Source organism: Pseudoalteromonas luteoviolacea NCIMB 1942 (genome assembly GCF_001625595.1).
GTDB classification, from domain to species: domain Bacteria; phylum Pseudomonadota; class Gammaproteobacteria; order Enterobacterales; family Alteromonadaceae; genus Pseudoalteromonas; species Pseudoalteromonas luteoviolacea_A.
The window spans coordinates 59,228-78,030 of sequence record NZ_AUXT01000197.1 but is presented as its reverse complement, the minus strand read 5'-3'; the positions used below and the strand labels follow the sequence as shown (position 1 = coordinate 78,030).

At 40.2% G+C, this 18,803-nt stretch carries 16 protein-coding genes, 3 pseudogenes and 1 other annotated feature; of the genes and pseudogenes, 8 read left to right on the top strand and 11 right to left on the bottom strand.

The window, feature by feature from the left end; genetic code table 11:
• Together N482_RS25015 and N482_RS24530 are read right to left on the bottom strand one after the other, a co-directional pair.
• Nucleotides 1-269 (bottom strand): annotated as a pseudogene (locus N482_RS25015) (hypothetical protein); the annotation flags it as partial.
• Nucleotide 270: 1 nt separating this feature from the next.
• Nucleotides 271-441 (bottom strand): DUF3164 family protein, encoded by a 171-nt coding sequence (locus tag N482_RS24530; RefSeq protein WP_081228100.1) that lies wholly within the window; start codon nt 439-441, stop codon nt 271-273.
• A gap of 86 nt (nt 442-527) precedes the next feature.
• Here N482_RS24530 and N482_RS19415 point away from each other — a divergent pair, with 86 nt between their 5' ends.
• Together N482_RS19415 and N482_RS19410 are read left to right on the top strand one after the other, a co-directional pair.
• A complete protein-coding gene (locus N482_RS19415; RefSeq protein WP_063378625.1) occupies nt 528-812 on the top strand; it encodes a hypothetical protein in 285 nt (94 codons plus the stop codon).
• Between the two features lie 56 nt (nt 813-868).
• Complete coding sequence (locus tag N482_RS19410; protein ID WP_063378624.1) at nt 869-1,906, top strand: helix-turn-helix domain-containing protein; 1,038 nt, start codon at nt 869-871, stop codon at nt 1,904-1,906.
• A 61-nt stretch (nt 1,907-1,967) separates the two neighbouring features.
• Here the strand turns inward: N482_RS19410 and N482_RS19405 are convergent, their stop codons facing one another.
• The 7 genes and pseudogenes from N482_RS19405 to N482_RS19370 all read right to left on the bottom strand — a co-directional run bounded on the left by N482_RS19405 (nt 1,968) and on the right by N482_RS19370 (nt 10,431).
• A complete protein-coding gene (locus N482_RS19405; RefSeq protein ID WP_063378623.1) occupies nt 1,968-2,810 on the bottom strand; it encodes a hypothetical protein in 843 nt (280 codons plus the stop codon).
• A 34-nt stretch (nt 2,811-2,844) separates the two neighbouring features.
• Nucleotides 2,845-3,639: a hypothetical protein gene (locus tag N482_RS19400; RefSeq protein ID WP_063378622.1), complete on the bottom strand. Its 795-nt coding sequence runs from the start codon at nt 3,637-3,639 to the stop codon at nt 2,845-2,847.
• Nucleotides 3,640-3,673: 34 nt separating this feature from the next.
• Nucleotides 3,674-4,498, bottom strand: coding sequence for a hypothetical protein (locus N482_RS19395; RefSeq protein ID WP_063378621.1), 825 nt, complete (start codon nt 4,496-4,498; stop codon nt 3,674-3,676).
• Between the two features lie 558 nt (nt 4,499-5,056).
• Nucleotides 5,057-7,189, bottom strand: coding sequence for a calcium-binding protein (locus tag N482_RS19390; protein ID WP_063378620.1), 2,133 nt, complete (start codon nt 7,187-7,189; stop codon nt 5,057-5,059).
• 114 nt (nt 7,190-7,303) lie between these two features.
• Nucleotides 7,304-8,338: pseudogene (locus tag N482_RS19385) on the bottom strand (ISAs1 family transposase).
• A 1,032-nt stretch (nt 8,339-9,370) separates the two neighbouring features.
• Complete coding sequence (locus tag N482_RS19375) at nt 9,371-9,928, bottom strand: hypothetical protein (protein ID WP_063378618.1); 558 nt, start codon at nt 9,926-9,928, stop codon at nt 9,371-9,373.
• Entirely contained in the window at nt 9,928-10,431 is a 504-nt protein-coding gene (locus tag N482_RS19370; RefSeq protein ID WP_063378617.1) for an RNA polymerase sigma factor, read from the bottom strand. The genes N482_RS19375 and N482_RS19370 overlap by 1 nt, the downstream gene beginning before the upstream one ends.
• Before the next feature lie 204 nt (nt 10,432-10,635).
• On the opposite strand from N482_RS19370, the gene N482_RS19365 reads away from it, so the two are divergent.
• Nucleotides 10,636-10,908 carry a hypothetical protein gene (locus N482_RS19365; RefSeq protein ID WP_063378616.1) on the top strand — a complete coding sequence of 91 codons (273 nt, stop codon included), beginning with the start codon at nt 10,636-10,638 and terminating at the stop codon, nt 10,906-10,908.
• A 26-nt stretch (nt 10,909-10,934) separates the two neighbouring features.
• Nucleotides 10,935-11,180, top strand: a complete 246-nt coding sequence (locus N482_RS19360) for a hypothetical protein (RefSeq protein WP_063378615.1) — start codon at nt 10,935-10,937, stop codon at nt 11,178-11,180.
• Nucleotides 11,181-11,720: 540 nt separating this feature from the next.
• Here N482_RS19360 and N482_RS19355 read toward each other — a convergent pair.
• Complete coding sequence (locus tag N482_RS19355; protein WP_331245822.1) at nt 11,721-12,236, bottom strand: peptide-methionine (S)-S-oxide reductase; 516 nt, start codon at nt 12,234-12,236, stop codon at nt 11,721-11,723.
• Nucleotides 12,237-12,518: 282 nt separating this feature from the next.
• Here N482_RS19355 and N482_RS19350 point away from each other — a divergent pair, with 282 nt between their 5' ends.
• The 4 genes and pseudogenes from N482_RS19350 (at nt 12,519) to N482_RS19330 (ending at nt 16,922) form a co-directional block, all read left to right on the top strand.
• Nucleotides 12,519-13,208: a response regulator transcription factor gene (locus N482_RS19350; RefSeq protein WP_063378613.1), complete on the top strand. Its 690-nt coding sequence runs from the start codon at nt 12,519-12,521 to the stop codon at nt 13,206-13,208.
• Between the two features lie 51 nt (nt 13,209-13,259).
• Nucleotides 13,260-14,479 (top strand): annotated as a pseudogene (locus N482_RS19340) (IS3 family transposase).
• Nucleotides 13,538-13,654: a sequence feature (AL1L pseudoknot), on the top strand. Its footprint overlaps the pseudogene before it by 117 nt.
• A gap of 223 nt (nt 14,480-14,702) precedes the next feature.
• Nucleotides 14,703-15,668 (top strand): aromatic amino acid DMT transporter YddG, encoded by a 966-nt coding sequence (yddG, locus tag N482_RS19335; protein ID WP_196765357.1) that lies wholly within the window; start codon nt 14,703-14,705, stop codon nt 15,666-15,668.
• A 45-nt stretch (nt 15,669-15,713) separates the two neighbouring features.
• Nucleotides 15,714-16,922: a tyrosine-type recombinase/integrase gene (locus tag N482_RS19330; protein WP_063378612.1), complete on the top strand. Its 1,209-nt coding sequence runs from the start codon at nt 15,714-15,716 to the stop codon at nt 16,920-16,922.
• A 125-nt stretch (nt 16,923-17,047) separates the two neighbouring features.
• Here N482_RS19330 and N482_RS19325 read toward each other — a convergent pair whose 3' ends face one another.
• Nucleotides 17,048-18,598, bottom strand: a complete 1,551-nt coding sequence (locus N482_RS19325; protein ID WP_063378611.1) for a methyl-accepting chemotaxis protein — start codon at nt 18,596-18,598, stop codon at nt 17,048-17,050.
• Between the last annotated feature and the right edge of the window lie 205 nt (nt 18,599-18,803).

Genomic DNA, 18,803 nt, shown 5'->3' with positions numbered 1-18,803 from the left:
CGATGAATTCGGGGCGATTCAAACTGCTTTATCAAAGCGCGCTCTAAAGTCTGTGATCGTCTCGCCATTTTCAATCGCTGCAAGCACGGCTTTATATAAGTCATCTGCAATTCGGTTTTGGTTGCACCGGCAACGGTAAATGCGCGGGCATGTATGTGGCCAAGTAAGTCTTTGTACGACTCAGTTGGTATTTGAACTTTTGACTTTAAATTTGAAATGGCCTCGTCGAACTTTACGAGTTGGCCATACTGGGAAGGGATATCGGACATATTAGAGTTTAGCTATATCAAGGGAAATTGCTTGATCAGCGCCCTGCTCATCTCGCTTGTAGAACCGGATAAATCGACAGCTGTCTATGGTGTTTACTGACTCAGCAATGATGTCCATAGCTTTCTGCCATTTGCCCGTCTCATCATCAATTTCAAGCTTGCGATGACTCAAACATTGCCCTCATCAGTATTTGCTGGCGGTGTCACTATTATACGGCAGTGGATTGAGGCTTATGGAAGTACTAAGGCTTCGAGTACATGATATTGACTGTGATTACAATTATATTCGCGTGTGGCATAGCAAAGGTGGAAAAAAACCGAGTCGTTACACTCGCTGAAAACCTACTAGAGTCATTACATCAACAAATCAAAGTCGTTAGTGCGTATTTGCAACAAGATATTCATAACAATCAATATGCTGGGGTCTTGTTGCCATACAAACTAAGAGATAAATATAATCAATGGGTGACCCTTTTGATAATGAATCAACATGCTTGTAGCTGGTTTGTGTTAACTGATGGTGTTTTGTGTGTTTTTTTGTAATTTAATCTGGGCGGTTCGGTCTATTTCTGTAACAAAGTCAAATAAGGAATATTGAAGTGTTACAGTTTTTTATAGAGATCACGCGTAACTTTTATGTATTAACATTATTGTTGGGCTGCTTACTGTGCTTTTTATTGCTCGCGAATAAGTACAAAACCTCGGCGTGTAGTTTGCTAAGTGTGTGGCTCATATTTTTTATTTTAGAGCTGGTTCAAGTTACATTGGTGTCTTTTAGTGTGATGCACTTTGAGTCTTATATTACATTTGACCCATTTTACGGCCCATTGTTTTATTTATATGGCAGAACGCTAGTTCAAGATACACCGCTTTCTCACAATGATGTGTTTCATTTTCTGCCCATTTCGGCATGCTACTTATTTATGCTAACGTGGCCATTCTGCTTTGGTGTTGTATGTGCTTTGGGTTACGCACTGTATACGCTCAGGTATATTAATCAACAGCCGCTAACGCAAGGTAATCGCAAAAATGTTATTTGGTTGCGTCGGCTTAGCCAGTACCAGCTGAGTGCTTGGGTTATTGTTTTTTCAATGTTGTGTATTGATAACACTTTACCAGTACCGCTGAGTAAGTGGGTGTCGTTTGCCAGTTATATCCCCATGTGTGTTGGCTTGTTTATTCTTACTTATCTTAACTTTGTAAAGCCTAGTACCGTACAAGGTGTGTTATCACGGGTTGAAGAGAATGTCAGTTCGCAAAAAAAGTTTAAGTGCTCTGAGCATGTCGATTTAGTCAAAAAACTCACTCATGCGATGCAATCTGATAGGTTATATTTAAATCCTCGATTAAGTCTGTCTGAGCTCGCGAAGCATACTGAAATTAATACAACAGATGTTTCAACAACGCTTAATTTGTGTCTACAAATGAGCTTTTATGATTTTGTAAATCAATATCGTATTGATGAGGCTAAACGGCTGTTATGCCGAAGCCGAAGTAAAATTTTGGCGGTGGCATATGATGCGGGCTTTAATAGTAAATCTAACTTTAATCGGTTGTTTAAAGCACATACTGGCGTTACTCCAAGTGAATATCGTAAGCATAGTTGTGTCATTGAAAGCCCATCACCATTTCATTAAACATAACAACAAAGCCATACTAAAGAGTATGGCTTTGTTGTTATGAGGGCCTAATTAGTTTTTACTGATTGGAGAAAAAGTTCGCCCCAGCTCGGTAGTCGTGCTTGCCTGTGGTACTGCGCTTTAAGCCGCCAGCGACAGTGGATACTTCACCGTTGGCTTCGTTATATCGACCACCAAGTACCACCGCTGCACGGGCTGTGGCTTTATTCAGTGAGCCACCAACAACCACAGCAAGTTCACCGGAGGTTTCATTAAATTGGCCACCGCTAATAGCCGAAGCGCGCGCTTTTGCGGTATTGTGACGACCTCCAACAATACTGGCTAAATGCGCTTCGACATTATGAGATTCTCCAGCAGAAATACTGCCCCAGTTCACGCCAGCGGCAATGGTATTACCTGCGCCACCAAAAATGATGCTGTAGTCACCGTGTGCTTCATGGTAAGAACCTGACAGCACTGTTGAAGCAACTCCATTGACTTGATTGAAGACACCTGCGACCACGGCAGAGCGGCTTGTTACTCGGTTATTCGCTCCTGCGATAATGGCACCCGTTGACTGGTAACTATGGCCATCTCCAATAACTAAGTTATGAGAGCCAATATGAGCCTGTGCAGGGGTACCAGTGGAAGTGTTAATAACGTTATAGCCAAGAATAAGGTTACCGAGTCCATTAGCTGAACTTGTGCCATCAGAGTTTTGATGTGTTTTATTACTGCCATTGGCTATGTGCAAGTTACAACCATTGATCACAAGCGTGTTATCTACTTTGGTCATACATTGTAAAATTGCGCGTAACGCGTACTCGCTTTGTATAGGGTCATGGCCATGTGAATTGGCCATTACACTGCCAGTTGTGATGCCGAGGCCAATAAGTACCGCGATTTTATGTAGGTTGAACATAGTATTTTCCTTAATTTTTATTTATTTCGTTATATTACTTTTCAGAAAAGAAATAACCGGCTTGATAGTTATCTCGGCCATGAACTGCGCGTTTTAGACCGCCACCAATGGTCGATGTGAAGCCATTAGCTTGGTTCGCTTCCCCACCTAAGATAGAACTGAGTTCGCCTGTTGCTTTATTGTTTATCCCACCAGTAATGCTAGAGCTTGGCCCTGTTGTGCTGTTTAATGTGCCCCCTAAAATGACCGAGCTTTGTCCGGTTGCGATGTTTTGCTCACCTCCGAGTACCATTGAGAAGAAATTACTCGCTGTATTACTCTTACCGCCGGCTATGACGGCAAAGTTATGCAGGTCTGGCGTGTGGTTTTCTTGGCCACCTAAAATGACAGAGAAGAGGCCCTCTGCGGTATTTGATTCTCCTCCCCAAACGGCGCTGTGAAAGCCTTTAGCTGAGTTGAATCGGCCTGCGACAGTAACTGATTCTGCAAGTGCGTTGTTGCTATCGCCTGCGACAACTGAACCAACAGATGTGTATTGGTGAAAATCACCAACGACGAGGTTATGAGAGCCGTTTTTTTGTGCGTAAGGGCTATCTGCTCGGTTGTAGCCTAAAATAACATTGCCTTTACTATTCGTTTCATTGTTGCCATGTAAGCCGTTGACAACTTGCACATCACATCCGGTGACGACCAACGTATTATGAACTCGGTCTAAGCATGAAAGAATGTCGATCAGGGCTGTTTGCTCTGCTTCTGTAAGGGCGGCATTGGCGGCCATTGAACTGGTTGACAGTGTAATAACAGCCGCTAATTTTGATAATTTAGTCATGGATATTTTCCTTTAATGTGTTCAGTGACGTTGTTTAGTTTTTTGCGTTAAAGTGGCCAGCTCTAAATTCTTGCCATTCGGTGGTCTTTCTGTCAGCACCACCTGCGATGGTAGACTGAAACCCATCGGCTGAGTTGTTTTGCCCGCCCAGTACAACAGCAGCTTCTGCCGACGCTGAGTTAAATCGGCCACCCGCAATCACCACTTGTTGCTTGGCAATAACATTGTCTTCACCCCCTAGGATATTGGCTTGTAATGCATTGACCACCTTATTGCGAACACCCCCAGAGATAGTACTGTATTGACCTCTTACCTCATTATGGTTGCCACCTAGTATCACCATATGCGCAGAGCTAAAATCAGAAATCGTATTATTATTCCCGCCAGCAATACCGCTTAGTGTGCCTTTAACGACGTTACCTAGACCGCCTGCGATGGTGCTTCGCTGGTAATTAGCGTGATCGATTGTGCCCGACGCACCAGTAGCAAAACTTGCATCGCTTGACACTAAATTGTTTCTGCCAGCGATAAATGAGCCGTTACCTGTATAAGTATGGCCGTGTCCTAAAATGAGGTTATGTGAACCGCTTGCCTGCGGTGATGGAGCTGATGGGGCAGTTGCGCCATTGTTATACCCGATGATGAGGTTACCTGTACCGTTACCGGTATTGGTATCACCAGAACCATTTACAATTTGTAAGTTACAGCCATGTATATGGATGGTGTCATTGGATTGCGACATACACCCTAAAATTGCATCTAATTTACCTTGCTGTTCAGGCGTTAAATGATCTGCACTGGCATTTAGTGATGCAAAAGCAAGTCCTGCAAAAACCGTGTATTTAGTAAACTTAGTCATATCTATTATTCCTATTGTTCCTTTAGAAGGTGCTCATCAATTGTGCTTAGTCGCTTAGTTAATGAGGCCATGTTGTATCGATGTGAAAACGTATTCTCGTTAACACAGGAATAAATTTAACGAAAAGGTAAGGCTTTGACGCCCAACTAAATTAGATAAGACCCTTTAACTGAAGAGACTTTTAAGTCTATGATTTTATTTGTTATATCTTTTATTATGGCGAGACCAACGTTGAGTAGACTTTATTTGAGACGTTTTTTGGTTTTACTGAGCACTAAAGAGGAGGTGCTTTGAGTATGTAGCCCTCTTAATGTCGCGAATAAAATCATCAGCAACAAAATAGTGGGGTTGTAGGGGGGTTAAAATTCTACCTCATTTTAAATACATAAAGGGCACTAGGTTTGTTAGCTATGTGTTAGACACATAAGCCAAGACTCGTAAACCAAGGCCAGTGAGTGTGATTGAATCTAAGACGTTATAATGACAACACAGCATATAACCGTCTTAGGGGTATTCTACAATTCGGAAGCTGAGAATACAGTGTCTGAGCCGCGCTATTTACTGCAAGTCGTAAATACTTTTACTGCGATTGCTTTGCCACGCGTTAAATGTTTTGCCATTGACTAAATCAGCGATACGTTGCTTAAAAGTTGAGTAGCCTCTTTGCTCACTAAAATTTGACATTTTAAGTGTTTGTTCATGACGAGATGACATACCACTGGCGGCCTTTCTTACTGCTGTATCGAAGTAACCACTTTTCTTTTTCGCGCTCGACAGATAATCACAGACATCTCTATCATTCCATTCGTTGTAGCAAAAATCATTGCCACTGCCACCAGTTCCTAGTGGCAGAGAGTCGCCGCGAACAAATAAAATGTCGCCGCCATTACCACCGTATAAACCGATATTTGAATTTGTCGCAATTGTTGCCAAGAAATCTTTGCTGCCGCCGCCATTTAACTCACATTGACCTGCTTCACAAATGATTATGTCTTGACCACTGCCTCCCCAAGCTTTTGCTCTATTTCCCCAAGAGTAACCGCCAGAGTCAACGATTAAGTCGGCACCAGAATTACCATAGAGTCGGTCGGCTTTACCATTGTTACCAAACATCACGTCATCACCATTCCCGCCTTGAATTTTGTCACTGCCGCCATTGCCAAAAATCACATCATTGCCATTGCCTGCGTTGATGTTGTCACTGCTATCACTTGCAGCGCCGCCGTGTGCTGCACTATGTACGAGGCCATCGTGGTCAGTGGCTATTTTAGATCCCCCCGATATCCAGTCATTGCCATTGCCTGATGAAATTGAATCACTGGCGTTGCCACCAAAAATCAAATCGTGACCACTGCCTGTTTGAATGGTGTCTTTACCATCTTTTCCGTATACGGTCATATTTTTGGTGAGCGTTGACGCGTATAGTTTATCATTGCCATCAGATAAGATAACCGTAATATCAGTTGCGCGGTCATGCAGCTCACAGTGCTGGTAGTTGGTGCTATAAGCAAAGGTATAATCACCATACTCCGCCATGTGTATAGTCACATTTGAGTCCATAGCTTCAAGCTGCCAAGTTCCATTATTTAATTGTGCATAAAAACCATAATCTTGCGTGTTACATTTGACATACTGACTGGCTAGGTTTGTGGGCAAATCGTCAATATCAACGGTGTCTATGGTATTGGCACAGCTTTGGTATTCAACGTTTGAAATAGGGCTCGTTATATTTGCACTCGCTCCTTCTTCTGCGCAGTCAACCCCAGTTCCGCCATCAATACGGTCGTAATCGGCGTTGGAGTAAATCGTGTCATTGCCCCCGTTACCATATATATAATCTACTTTATCTCCCGTATGGATGGTGTCGTCCCCATTACCACCAATGACCAATTGATGAAAGTTGAGGTTACTGCCATCGTAGGTTGCACCAGAGTCGGTTAAATTAACCATCACACCAGAATATGCATCAGCCTCAATCACTTCACATTGATTATCGTAATATAAAATAACTTGTTGTGCGCTACCCTCTGCTGTCAGTGAGATGCTGCTATCTTGTGGGGTAACTGATAAATAAGTCATATGTGGATTGTAACTAGTGTTGGTTGCAAGCGTTATGTTACTGCCTAAACCTGTGCAGTTTGAGGGAGCGTATCCAGCACAGCTTGTTGCTTCTACAGTAGTAATGGCACTTTGTATTTGGCCTTGATTACCTTGTTCTACGCAGTCAGCACCTGCGCCACCATCAACTTTTTCGTAATCATCGCTGGTAAATATCTGGTCATTTCCGCCTTGACCATAAACATAGTCGGTCGCTTTTCCGGTCATAATTATATCATTACCATCACCACCATAAACAAGCTGGTGGAAAGATAGGCCTGATCCATCGTAGCTTTCGCCACTGTCGAGTAAGTTAACTTGAACACCATTAACATTCGCGCCATTGAATATTTCACAGCTACCATTATACATAGCGATGATAGAAGTCTGTACACCCTGAATTTTGAGCGCTTGCCCCGTTAATTTAGGGCTGAAAGACAAATATCTCATATGTTGATTTGATTGTGTTTCTTCAATTGTCATGGCACTTCTATCAATACCGCCAGGACATAAATTCCAAGACATGGCATGAGAGTGTGTGGTGTTGAATGCCAGTGCACAGAGCGACACCACGAGTGGTTTTTTATATATCATATAGTTATTTGAAGTCTTGAATTAATGAGCTTAGAAGATAAGGGGAAATTATGGAAGTAATATGGAGTATTTTGAATCTTAAGGGGAATAAAGCACTATAAATTCAATACCCTTTCAACATATTCTGTGCTGCGCATCGCTTTCTTTTGCTTTGCAGGCATGCCTAAGCCCTGAGAACACTGTCGCGGCTCCTTCGCGTCGAATTCGACACTCATCTTCTTTAAAGCCTACATCTAAACGCCAGTGTAAGCCATTTTCGATTTGCCAATGTTGACGGGCAGCTCTCGCTAACTCTTCCGCTGTTAAATTTGCTGAACTGAAATAGTATCTATAACATAACTCATTGCTTAAATTGCCTTTTTATTTTCTATAGGACGCTATCACACCTATTGTTTTTACACCTTCCCAGTGCCTTATTTCACACAGTAATGTTAAGTCATGACTTACTGCATAGCACCTAAATTCTTCCCTACTTTTTTGATAGTCGGCTTCATTAAACAGCACGCCATTTCGAGCTTGTTCAGTTAGCTTTGGTAACAGAGCACTTTCAATTTGCTTTAGTAACGCTTTTTGATTTGCTTTTACCGCAAGGAGGTAATCCGCTTCTTTATCAATGACTTCTTTCGCTATTGACTTTTGACATTCCATTGCATCAATTGTAACTAAACAGCCTTTTATTTCTAGAAGCCCCAAGAGCTCTGGTAGCGCATTTATTTCATTATATTTTTTAGCAACTGGTACTTGCCCTAGAACAACCCCGTTTTCATACGCAAATGCGCTCACCATAAATAGTGCGTCTCGTCTATCAACTTGAGTAAATGAGCCTTTTAATCGTTTCCCATCTAAAGCTATCACTTCGCCATGAGCGAGTTTGCAACAGGTTTTCATCCAAGATGAAAATGAGTCTTGAAATTGTGTTATGTCTATGCGGCCCATGACTCGAGCAATGGTATCGTGGCGAGGAATGCCATTTTCAAATGGTACAAACTTTCTAAGCCAATCGTGTCAATCGTGTCCAAAATCTTCAATATCTTCCCAACCTTGGCATCCTGAAATAACAGCTCTGACCGTTAATAATATGATATCAAAAAGCTTGTGAACAACTTTACTTTGTTGGCGAGGGTCATCAATTGATTCGAAGTATTTCAGAAATGGGGATCAGACATAACAGTGGTCGCTTAAAAAAGAAGTATAAGATCATATTTTTAAGTCAAGGTAAAATTCGTGATCTTGCCCTGCTCTATATTTCCTGTTTTATTTGAATAGACGTACATTAAAGCCTTCATAGACTCAATGTTCACTTCATGTTGTTCTGAGGGCAACAAAAGATACTGTTCGATGTGTTAGAGCTAAGTTTTATACACCTTATGTTCAAAAGCAGAGGTATACGCGTAATACGAAGATAGCTCCCTTTATTTATTTGTCCTCTTGATTTACGATGCTCGCCTTTAAGTGATGTGACAATTCACAACAGCAGCTAACGTTGTTTCCCACATCACATACCATTACAAACATATTATGTATAAGGGTCAATCAATGGCACCTGAGATGATGACAGATATAACAATCACTATTGTGATATTTTTGGTTTCAATCGGAATGGCTTTTAAAGGTAAGATTTTAAGAGAAACTAAGAAAGGCACATCTGATACGAGTACAGACAAGGTTCAGAATAGAGGTACGCTGTTTTTAATGTGCGGATCCGTTGTCGCAATCATACAAATTATTAAGTTAGGTTCCTTTTTACTGTAAGGTATCTTCAACAAAGGTTCTTTTCTTTTTATTTCAGAGGACTAGACATTCTTAATTTAGTTATATCAGTGAGCTAAATTATATACTGTTCAATGTGCAAGGTTGGATGTTGAGGTCGACCTTGCACATTGAATATAAATACCGTCGGAGTACGGAAAAGTGTTGCGCAATTTGACAATAAAATTCGCAGCTCATGACTTATTACTCTTTTAAGTAGGCTGGGTATTGAGGCCAATTCTGCACATTCGAACCTACATTTAATTTGTCTAGAACAGTCATTTACTGGTCAACTTTATGTCGCCTTCGTTAGTTGCTTCTATGTGTTTTCACAAAAAATGGAACAGTGCGACACCCACATATTTGGTATTCACGTAATATAGAGTAAAAGCTAAACGTTGCACCTATCGTGGTCGGTAAAAGTTAAAATGCTTACTGCTTTATTTTGTGCAATATACTTTTCGCTGTTCTATTTTTCATAATAAAAAATATCTGTGCGCTGCATAGGACCAAAAAAGAAGCGCCAAGGTGTAAACCATCCTCTGCACTACAGATTGAAAATAAACACTTGCTAGTTACGAATACTCCCATTGCAATCACAAAAATCCAAGTAGCTTTTATACTCACACTCCATCTAAAAATCTCATTTTCTAGTAGTTTCATATGTGCATCAAGAGAGGTGGTTATTTGTTCGCTTTTAAGATGTTTTAGACTACTTAAGCGGCTTTTATTCATTAATACAAATAACGTAATCCCCCAAGCTGTCGCAAACCCTACCCAAGCCAGTTTAATCATTGGCATTTTTTCGATAAACGAAATTACAAAAAAGCAGCTCACCGCCAAGATAGCGATGAACTCAATCGCAATATTAACCTTCAACACAATACTATGCCTTTTATGGCGCTTTAATAGTTTGTCCATGTGTGGCACAGACTTTTGCTCTGCTGATTGCCAAAGTGATGACAGCTGCTCAAATTCGTTTTTATCCATTAATTAATCTCCGCTAATAATTTTGTGAGCTGTTCTTTCGCTCGATGCAATCTGATCCCGACATTAGCACCACTAATCCCCAAGACTTCGCTAATCTCAACATTATTTAAATCTTCAAGCTTCAGGAGCATAACCTGACTTAAACTCAGTGGTAGCTTATTAACAGCATTGCACAGTTGCTTTTGCCTTTGAGCTCTTAAAGCATCCTCTTCAGGTGAAGTGTGCTCACATATAATCGTTTCATCCAATTCATCCTCTGAAATTTTGCTATAACGCCTTATATGGTCAATAGCCGTATTGTGAATCACCCTATACACATAAGTATTTAGCGAGCACTGCCCCTTATAACTGTCTAATGAGCGCCAAACAGACAGAGCCATTTCTTGGGCTAGCTCGTCAGATAAAGCAGACCTATTTTCATACCCTGACGCTGCTCTGCCTATCTGCGGCCAATACTGAGCAATGACATTTTCTTTTTCTGAGTCCTTGGTGAAAGTGACCAACGATACATGCCTCCAAATTCTTTTTACTATTAGTATTAGTCGTCGCAACCTTGGATCTATTACATAAACTTTTAAAAAATTGTTTCTTATTGAAATTTAGTAAGCTTTATAAATTTCCCTTCAAAAAAATATGTAATGAAACTTCACCTTCATCGACTAACCAGATCACACAAATTAAATTCGAAGCTTTCATAGGAGAAGTTTATGTCGATATTAAACCAAACTAAAAACCTAAACAAAAAACGTTTTCTTCAAACAGTCTGGTCACTCGTTGCAATAAGCTGGGCTGTTATGTTTACCGTCCTTTTTGTAACACATGAAAAAAGTATTCAATTAGCCGCGGTCACTATCACAGCCATCGCGACTGAGGGGGCAATATGGTGCACCGCAGCTATCACGGGCGTCGCGGTTATTGAGAGTAGAAAGGCCATTATGAACGCCATTGCCGAAAAACTAACAGGCAAAAAATCTATTTAAAATCGACAACTCTTTAAGGTGTAATTATGAATATTGAAACTTTAAATAAGAAATTAAATGAAAAAACACTACTACTAGCGTGGCTTATGACCCTTGCATGTTGGGCAAATGCCGCATTGGTTATGATGTATTCTCCGTTTACAGTACTCAAGGTCAGTGCACTAATATTTGCGATTTTAATAACTCAAGGAACGCTATATTTAACAAGACAGTTGGGAAAGAAAAATCAGGTGATTGGATCAATCTACAAATGCCTTTTCGAATGTCAATAAACGTTGTAAAAGTCATCAGAAATTAACAAGCCCCTTTCGGGGCTTGTTACATTTGAGCTGGTTCTTGCGAAAGCGCTAACCGTATTTAAAGTTAGAACTTATAAGATAACTCTAAATAAAATAAACGGCCCAAGTTGTCATAAATAGAACTCTCTGCTGTTGTATCAGTTGAATAAGGAATAATCGCTTTATCAAATATATTACCTATACCGACTCAGGGCGGATCATAGTTTGTAAATAACTACAATTCATGATCAAATAACGCTTTAATTATTTGCAGTGTAATGCTCTATGGTGATCACTTCCATGAAAACCATGGCTAGTGGTTAAAATTGCTTTTTATAACCTAGCTTTTCACTATATTCTAGAGTAACTTTTAAACTCACTCACAATTTAACATAATTTAAAAACCAAATAGTACTTAAATTACGCAAAAGATTCTATTAATTAGAATGTTGATTAAAAAAATTTCGGAGTTATTACATCCTTTCATTCCAAAAATAAGAACAATAACGACATTAGCACAAATTATATACAAAGCTAACTATCAAATAGTGCTTTGACTACTTTTTCCTCGTCTACTTTTTCTCTAAATTGACTCAATAATTTTTTCAGCTTAGGCGTTATCACATTTTTACAGAACGGACGGCTTGGCTCTGTATAAAAGTAGTTTTGATAGTGCTCTTTTGAAGCTTTAAATTCGTTAAACATAAGAGCTTGAGTTATAACTGGGTTGTTAAACCCCTGCCCTAACAATTCTAAATACTCGACTGTTGATTGCTTTTGATGTTCGTCAAAGCAGTAAATAGCACTGCGATACTTGTCTCTACGACTGTGATTTGATGTTGAACTGTGAGTATGAAGGTGTATCTCGATAAGATCGTAGAGCGTAATTATGTCATCATCAAATTCGATAAGAATGCCTTCTGAGAACCAACTTTGTTCTCCAAAGCTGTTTACCCAACCTTGAGAGACCTTAAGAACACCATTCAAAGTGTTAAAAATGGCTTCTGTACACCAGTAGCAACTTCCGCCTAATCCAATTCTTGTGATCACAAACACCCCAAAAAACAATAACGCGACAATTCTATTTATTCGAAAGTACCAAATCCCCTTCTTTTGGTAAACAACAAGATGCGCCCCTTTGTGTTAAAGGTTTTATTGCCCAGCTACGGACCAGAACGTGAATAAATATTTCTCTTATATTTCAGCCTATTTGACAGATAGGAAGTTATTATTTCAACTTCTATACTGAGTTACTACTTAATGATTATGAACTATATTGCAAAGCTTTAGTCATATCTCGTTGAGATAAGAAGAAAAACGATAGAGGTAAACATGACTAAGTCCATCTTGATTGTCGAAGACGATACAGAAATGGCAAATTTAACTTCCATGCTCTTGGAGTCTGAGGGATATCAGTGTCAGATTTGTTCAGATGGAAATGCAGCAATTGAGGCGGCAAATGCCTTATCTCCTAACTTAGTATTGCTAGATTTAATGTTATCAGGGAAATCTGGACTTCAGATATGCAAAGAACTAAGAGCATTTTATACTGGCGCAATATTGGTTTTAACGGGACAAGATAATGACATATCGGAGGTTGCTTTGCTCAAAGCTGGTGCCGATGACTATGTCCTAAAACCCATGAAACCTCATGTTTTGGTTGCTAGAATTGAATCTTTGTTTCGCAGAGTTACTTCTGATGGTCAGGCCCCTACCGACTACTTATCTATCAGTAGATTAAACATTTACCCTAATGAAAGAACGGTAAAACTAGACACAGGCGAAATGCTTAATTTGACAACAGCCGAGTTCGACATATTACTTGTACTGGCTCAAAATGCAGGTTCTGCGGTTTCGAGGGATGAGTGTTCAAAAGCCTCAAGAGGAATTGAAAGTGATGTTTATGATCGCGCAATCGATATGATAATATCTGGACTCAGAAAAAAACTATCCAATACATCTGTTGGAGACGCGATCATCGTTACGGTTCGCAATAAAGGCTATATGCTCTCTAAGACTTGACTGAATCGCCACGAGTTTGCCAGAGACTCAATAACTTGAGAAACTGGAAATATGAAAAAATCAAATCGCTATACATCTGAATTTCGTGAACGTGCAGTTAGACTTGTTACTACTCAACAGTATGAGTATTCCTCACTTTGGGCTGCGCTAGTATCGATTTCAGATAACCTGGAGTGTACGCCAGAAACACTTAGGGCATGGGTTAAAAAGTCCCAAGCTCAGCCTTCTAAATCACCCTCTAACTCTCAATCAGCTGAAGAGCGACTCGCTGCATTATAGCGCGAGAATAAAGAACTCAAGCGAACCAATGATATTTTGAGGCAGGCCGCCGCTTTTTTCGCCCAAACGGAGCTCGACCGCAAACAGAAATAAGCGTGGCTTTTATCGATGTTTACCGTAAGCATTACAGTGTCGAGTCAATATGCAGGGAATTGCCGATTGCACCTTCAACGTATTCCGCCCATAAACAGTTACAGAGGCAGCCTGAACGTCTATCTAATCGCAAAAAGCGAGATGCAGAGCTGATGATACTCATTCGACAAGTGTGGGAAGATAATATGTCAGTTTATGGTGCAAGAAAAATATGGAAACAACGCCTTCTGGACGACCATCAAGTAGCTCGTTGTACTGTTGAGAGATAAAAGCGGATTATGGGTATTCAAGGCGTTCGTCGTGGTAAGGCATGCAGAACAACGATACCAGATGAGCAACAAGATACACCTATGGATTTAGTTAACCGTCAATTTATCGCTGAGCAGCCTAATCAGCTTTGGGTTGCTGATATCACTTACGTCGCTACATGGAGTGGGTTTGTTTACGTGGCTTTCGTGATAGACGTATTTTCTCGATATATTGTGGGCTGGCGTGTAACAACAACGATGCATACAGACCTTATTCTTGACGGGTTAGAACAAGCAATTTGGCATCGTAGCAACCTCGAAGGATTGATTCATCACAGCGACACGGGGAGTCAATATTTGTCTGTTAAATACACTGAGCGACTTGCAGATGCAGGGATCCAAGCATCAGTTGGAAGTGTTGGTTATTCTTATGACAACGCAATGGCTGAAACGATAAATGGTTTATTTAAAACAGAAATTATTCGAAGGAATGGGCCATGGAAAAATGTTGATGCTGTTGAATACGAAACTTTAGAGTGGGTAAATTGGTTTAATAATCAACGTTTACTCTCTTCAATTGGCTATGTGTCACCAGCTCAATATGAAACTGGTTTCTATGATAATTTAAGAGAGTCAGGTAAAGTAGCCTGACCTAAAAAACTAGTCTCCGATGAACTCGGGGTGATTCAATCTGCCTTTTACAATAAGCTTTCAGTTGCGTTTTACAATCATTTGTCTTGAGGCGTTGATAAGCCATCAAAAGGCTCACGTATCAACCTCAATATTCTCAAAGTTTAAAGCTCTTATAATTTATTTACTATATTTATAATTTTTTTGAATAATGCCAATACAACGACAGGTAAAGAATATATAATTGCCAATTTTTAGCGGAGCCTTTGTTAGATTGCCTAGCCAGATACGATGCACAACTTATGGAGTCTTAGCAGTCCTTACTTGGAGCGCTGTTTTGCATTTGGTTCGAATTGTCAGTGAAGACTTCGGAGTTGTAGGTGGTGCCGCACTTGTTTACACCTATGCTGCGGTTTTTCTCGTTGCTTTTCTTGATATGCCAAATATCAAGCAATTCTCAAGAAAGTACCTTTTGATTGGCGGTGTTTTGTTTGTCGCTTACGAACTGTGTTTATCGTTATCGCTTGGATTCGCAAACTCTCGAGAGCAGTCTACTCAAGTATTAATCGTTAATTACCTATGGCCAGCATTTACTGTTTTAGGTGCCGTTATATCTAGACATAATAGCGCCAGCTTGCCCCTACTAATATCTGGCTGCATCTTGGCTTTTATTGGCGTGTGTCTCGTAGTATCTGATGACTTAACCTCTCTACTTTATGGCGCTTTATCTAGCGTGAAAAGCAACCCTTTGTCGTTTGCACTTGCATTTTGTGGTGCGATTATTTGGGCGATATATTGCAACATTACAAAGTCAATTTCAGGCGGTAAAAATGCAATTACCCTATTTTTTGCTTTTACGGCTTTAACATTATGGGGGAAATGGTACCTCTTAGATGCAGGGTTTCTAACTAATTTTACATTTGCGAGTATATTTATACTTGTTCTTGCAGGCGGAGGAATGGCGCTAGGATATGGGCTTTGGAACAAAGCAATTATTAGCGGTAACATGATTGTTCTTGCGGTGATTTCTTATTTTACCCCTGTTTTTTCAGGTATGTTCGGTACAGTTATTTTAAATATAGAATTAACAGAGAGTTTTTGGGTTGGCGTAACATCCATAACTATAGGCTCGTTACTATGTTGGCAATCCACACGATTATTTAAACCTCCAGTTAATTCGGTACAAACTGTGCTAGACAACACTGAATAAATATACATATAATTTGTCATCTCTATTGCGCTGGAAAGACAATATATGACGCCGTTAGTCGATACATTAAAACAGCTTAGGTACCTCATTGCTCACTTGGATGACGATACCTTACATAGCGAGTACCCAGCTATGTATAACTTTTTAAAAAATAGTCGACTAGGTGATGGAGTCTGTTTAGATGAGCTGAAGTTTCTATATCGCTTTTTGTATGTTTATGGACGAAAGTCAGAAGCTACGTTTAACCGATTTCGAAACGAGATAGAACGATTTCATTTATGGAGTTGGCTCATTCAGCAAAAATCTGTTTTTGAACTCAAAAGAGAAGACATCGAAGCGTATGTCGAATTTGTGGTCAACCCCGAACCAAAGTGGCAAGCAAATTCGGTGCAATGGCGATTCAAAAATGACCATGGTTTGCGCCAAGTTAACCCAAATTGGCGACCGTTCGTTTACAAAGAAAATGGCGTAAGCCAACAAACACTTGCGTCTATGTTCACCGCGCTTAATGTGTTTTACAAGTTTGCTATTCTTGAAGAAAAGTCTTTTGCCAATTTCGTTCCTGTCGTAAAAAAGAACTGCCCTTATTTGGTTGTTCAATCTCAAATAAAAATGCCGGATACTCTTAGCGATTTACAGTGGGAATATGTCTTTGGCGTAACAAAAGACCTCTGTGAACAACAGCCTAAACTCGAGCGTAATCTATTTACCTTGGCATGTTTGAAAGGACTCTATTTACGTATATCTGAGTTGTCAGAACGGCCCCAATGGTCTCCTGTAATGAGCCACTTCTGGCAAGACCAAGACGGTTTTTGGTTTTTACGAATTATGGGAAAAGGCAATAAACTGCGTGACGTAACACTCAGTGACGACTTCGTAGATTACCTCAAGCGTTACCGTTTATCGCGTAGCTTAACCGCATTACCTCGGGTAGATGAACCCCACCCTATTATCCATAAACTAAGGGGGCAAGGCGGGATGAACGTGCGCCAACTGAGACGTATTGTTCAAGAGAGTTTCGACTTAGCTATCGCTAAGCTCAAACAAGACGGTTTTGGCGAAGAATCTGAAAGTCTTGAAGCTGCAACTAGCCACTGGCTTCGCCATACAGGGGCAACACATGATGCACAAACTAGGCCTCTAAAACACTTATCAGAGGATTTGGGCCACTCGAAAATAGCGACCACAGACCAAATCTATATACAAACAAACATTAAAGAAAGAGCAAAGTCCGGCCTAAAGAGAAAGTTATAGTACATCTTTTTGGTGGATTATTTAATAAAACAACACATTTGTTTATTTATGAATAAATGAATGGTGGTATGATGTGTTCTTTTAATACCCAAAAGAAAAGGCCTTAAAGCCCTTTCTTCATTACTTTAGCGTTTGAATCTAACCACTAGCTCATGCATGTCTTTTGCTACACGGGTTAGCTCTTCACTTATCATCTGACTCTCTTGGGAGCTATTAACGCTGGTATTTGCAAGCGCGGCTATATTTACAACCTGTTTGTTGATGTCCTCAGATACCGCCGCTTGCTCCTCTACAGCAGCAGAGATCTGTATAGAGTTAACACTCATCGTTTCAATCAAAGCGTAAATATGCTCAATTTTTTGCGTCGACTCGTTTAATTTCTCAATGCCTACTTGAGATTCTGTTTCACCGCGCTGCGCAATTACCTCTGACTCTTGTGTACTTTGAGTCAACTCATCAATGATGGCATGGATTTCTTTTGTAGACTCTTGTGTCCTCTGAGCAAGATGCCTCACTTCATCTGCAACAACTGCAAACCCACGACCTTGTTCACCAGCTCGAGCGGCTTCTATTGCTGCATTTAGTGCCAACAAATTAGTTTGTTCAGCAATTTGTTCGATGATTTGAGCTGCGTCTGCGATTTTATTGGTTTGTCTAGCAACACCCAATACAGAGTCTTTAATGTCAACAACAGTAACACCCAAATTAGCTATAGACGCTTTGGTTTCTTCTGAACTTTTTGCACCTTCTTTAGCGAGTTCTAGTGCATCTGCTGCATCGGACGAAGTTGATTGCACATTTTGCGAAACTTCTTGAATGGTTGTTGCCATTTCATTCATTGCCGTAGCAACTAGTTCCGTTTCTTGCTGTTGCTGTGTGAGTTGCTCAGTAGTTGAACGACTCATACCTGTCGTCTGTTCTGCACCAACTGTTACCTGCTTTGAAGCATGTTCAATACGTGTAATTACCGTATCTAAATGTGCGTGCTCACTCAGCAACTTAACATGTAATTCGGCCATTTTACCTTGCCAAGGAGAGTAAACCTTTTGCGAGACGTCGTCACAGAAGCTATGTTTTAATACTTCATTAATTCTCTCTAGCTGTTCATTATCTCTGTAACGGTTATAACCAAAGATGGCTATGCTATTTAACATTAGCCATGAAAAAGCGCCGGTTTCATACCCAGAGAAAAATAACCCCAGTGCGGTAGCAAATGCAGCAAGAGGCCAAACTGTTCTTAACTTTGGAAGTTCATACTTAAGCTTTCCGCCTGAGCGGACCGATTTATAAAGCGCATCAGCACGTTCTACATCTTCTCGATTTGGGCATGTTCTAACAGATTCATAACCTATAATCTGCCCATTCTCTGTCATCGGCGTAACGTATGCATTAACCCAGTAAAAATCACCGTTTTTACAACGATTTTTGACCATTCCCATCCATGGCTTACCAGCTTTAAGCTGAGACCACATGGTTTGGAAAGCCAATTCAGGCATGTCAGGGTGTCTTACAAGGTTATGCGGTTGGCCAATGAGTTCTTCTTTTGAATAGCCACTTACATTTATAAAATACTCATTACAGTCGGTAATAATACCTCTAAGATCGGTAACTGAAATGAGCTTATCTTGTTTTGCAAATCGCTGTTCACGACTTGTAACGGGTTGATTAACTCGCATTTAACTTAAAACTCTCTGCAAATTATATTAAAACTCGACGCTGGACTATGGAACATACGTCTTATGCGACAATTAGGCAACCAATTTCCACCAAATTACTAAGATTTTAGGAATTTTGAACATATTTAGGAATAATATGTCTGAAATCAGATCTAAAAATCGTTTTTTCACGTATGCTGTTTACTGTAAAATATTAAAGTTATTA

What these genes read in the sequence shown, in the direction of transcription:
- N482_RS19325 (WP_063378611.1), bottom strand. Translation starts at nt 18,598, where the DNA reads ATGCGAGTTAATCAACCCGTTACAAGTCGTGAACAGCGATTTGCAAAA.
- N482_RS19395 (WP_063378621.1), bottom strand. Translation starts at nt 4,498, where the DNA reads ATGACTAAGTTTACTAAATACACGGTTTTTGCAGGACTTGCTTTTGCA.
- N482_RS19390 (WP_063378620.1), bottom strand. Translation starts at nt 7,189, where the DNA reads ATGATATATAAAAAACCACTCGTGGTGTCGCTCTGTGCACTGGCATTC.
- N482_RS19350 (WP_063378613.1), top strand. Translation starts at nt 12,519, where the DNA reads ATGACTAAGTCCATCTTGATTGTCGAAGACGATACAGAAATGGCAAAT.
- N482_RS19405 (WP_063378623.1), bottom strand. Translation starts at nt 2,810, where the DNA reads ATGTTCAACCTACATAAAATCGCGGTACTTATTGGCCTCGGCATCACA.
- N482_RS19365 (WP_063378616.1), top strand. Translation starts at nt 10,636, where the DNA reads ATGTCGATATTAAACCAAACTAAAAACCTAAACAAAAAACGTTTTCTT.
- N482_RS19360 (WP_063378615.1), top strand. Translation starts at nt 10,935, where the DNA reads ATGAATATTGAAACTTTAAATAAGAAATTAAATGAAAAAACACTACTA.
- N482_RS19415 (WP_063378625.1), top strand. Translation starts at nt 528, where the DNA reads ATGATATTGACTGTGATTACAATTATATTCGCGTGTGGCATAGCAAAG.
- N482_RS19400 (WP_063378622.1), bottom strand. Translation starts at nt 3,639, where the DNA reads ATGACTAAATTATCAAAATTAGCGGCTGTTATTACACTGTCAACCAGT.
- N482_RS19375 (WP_063378618.1), bottom strand. Translation starts at nt 9,928, where the DNA reads ATGGATAAAAACGAATTTGAGCAGCTGTCATCACTTTGGCAATCAGCA.
- N482_RS19330 (WP_063378612.1), top strand. Translation starts at nt 15,714, where the DNA reads ATGACGCCGTTAGTCGATACATTAAAACAGCTTAGGTACCTCATTGCT.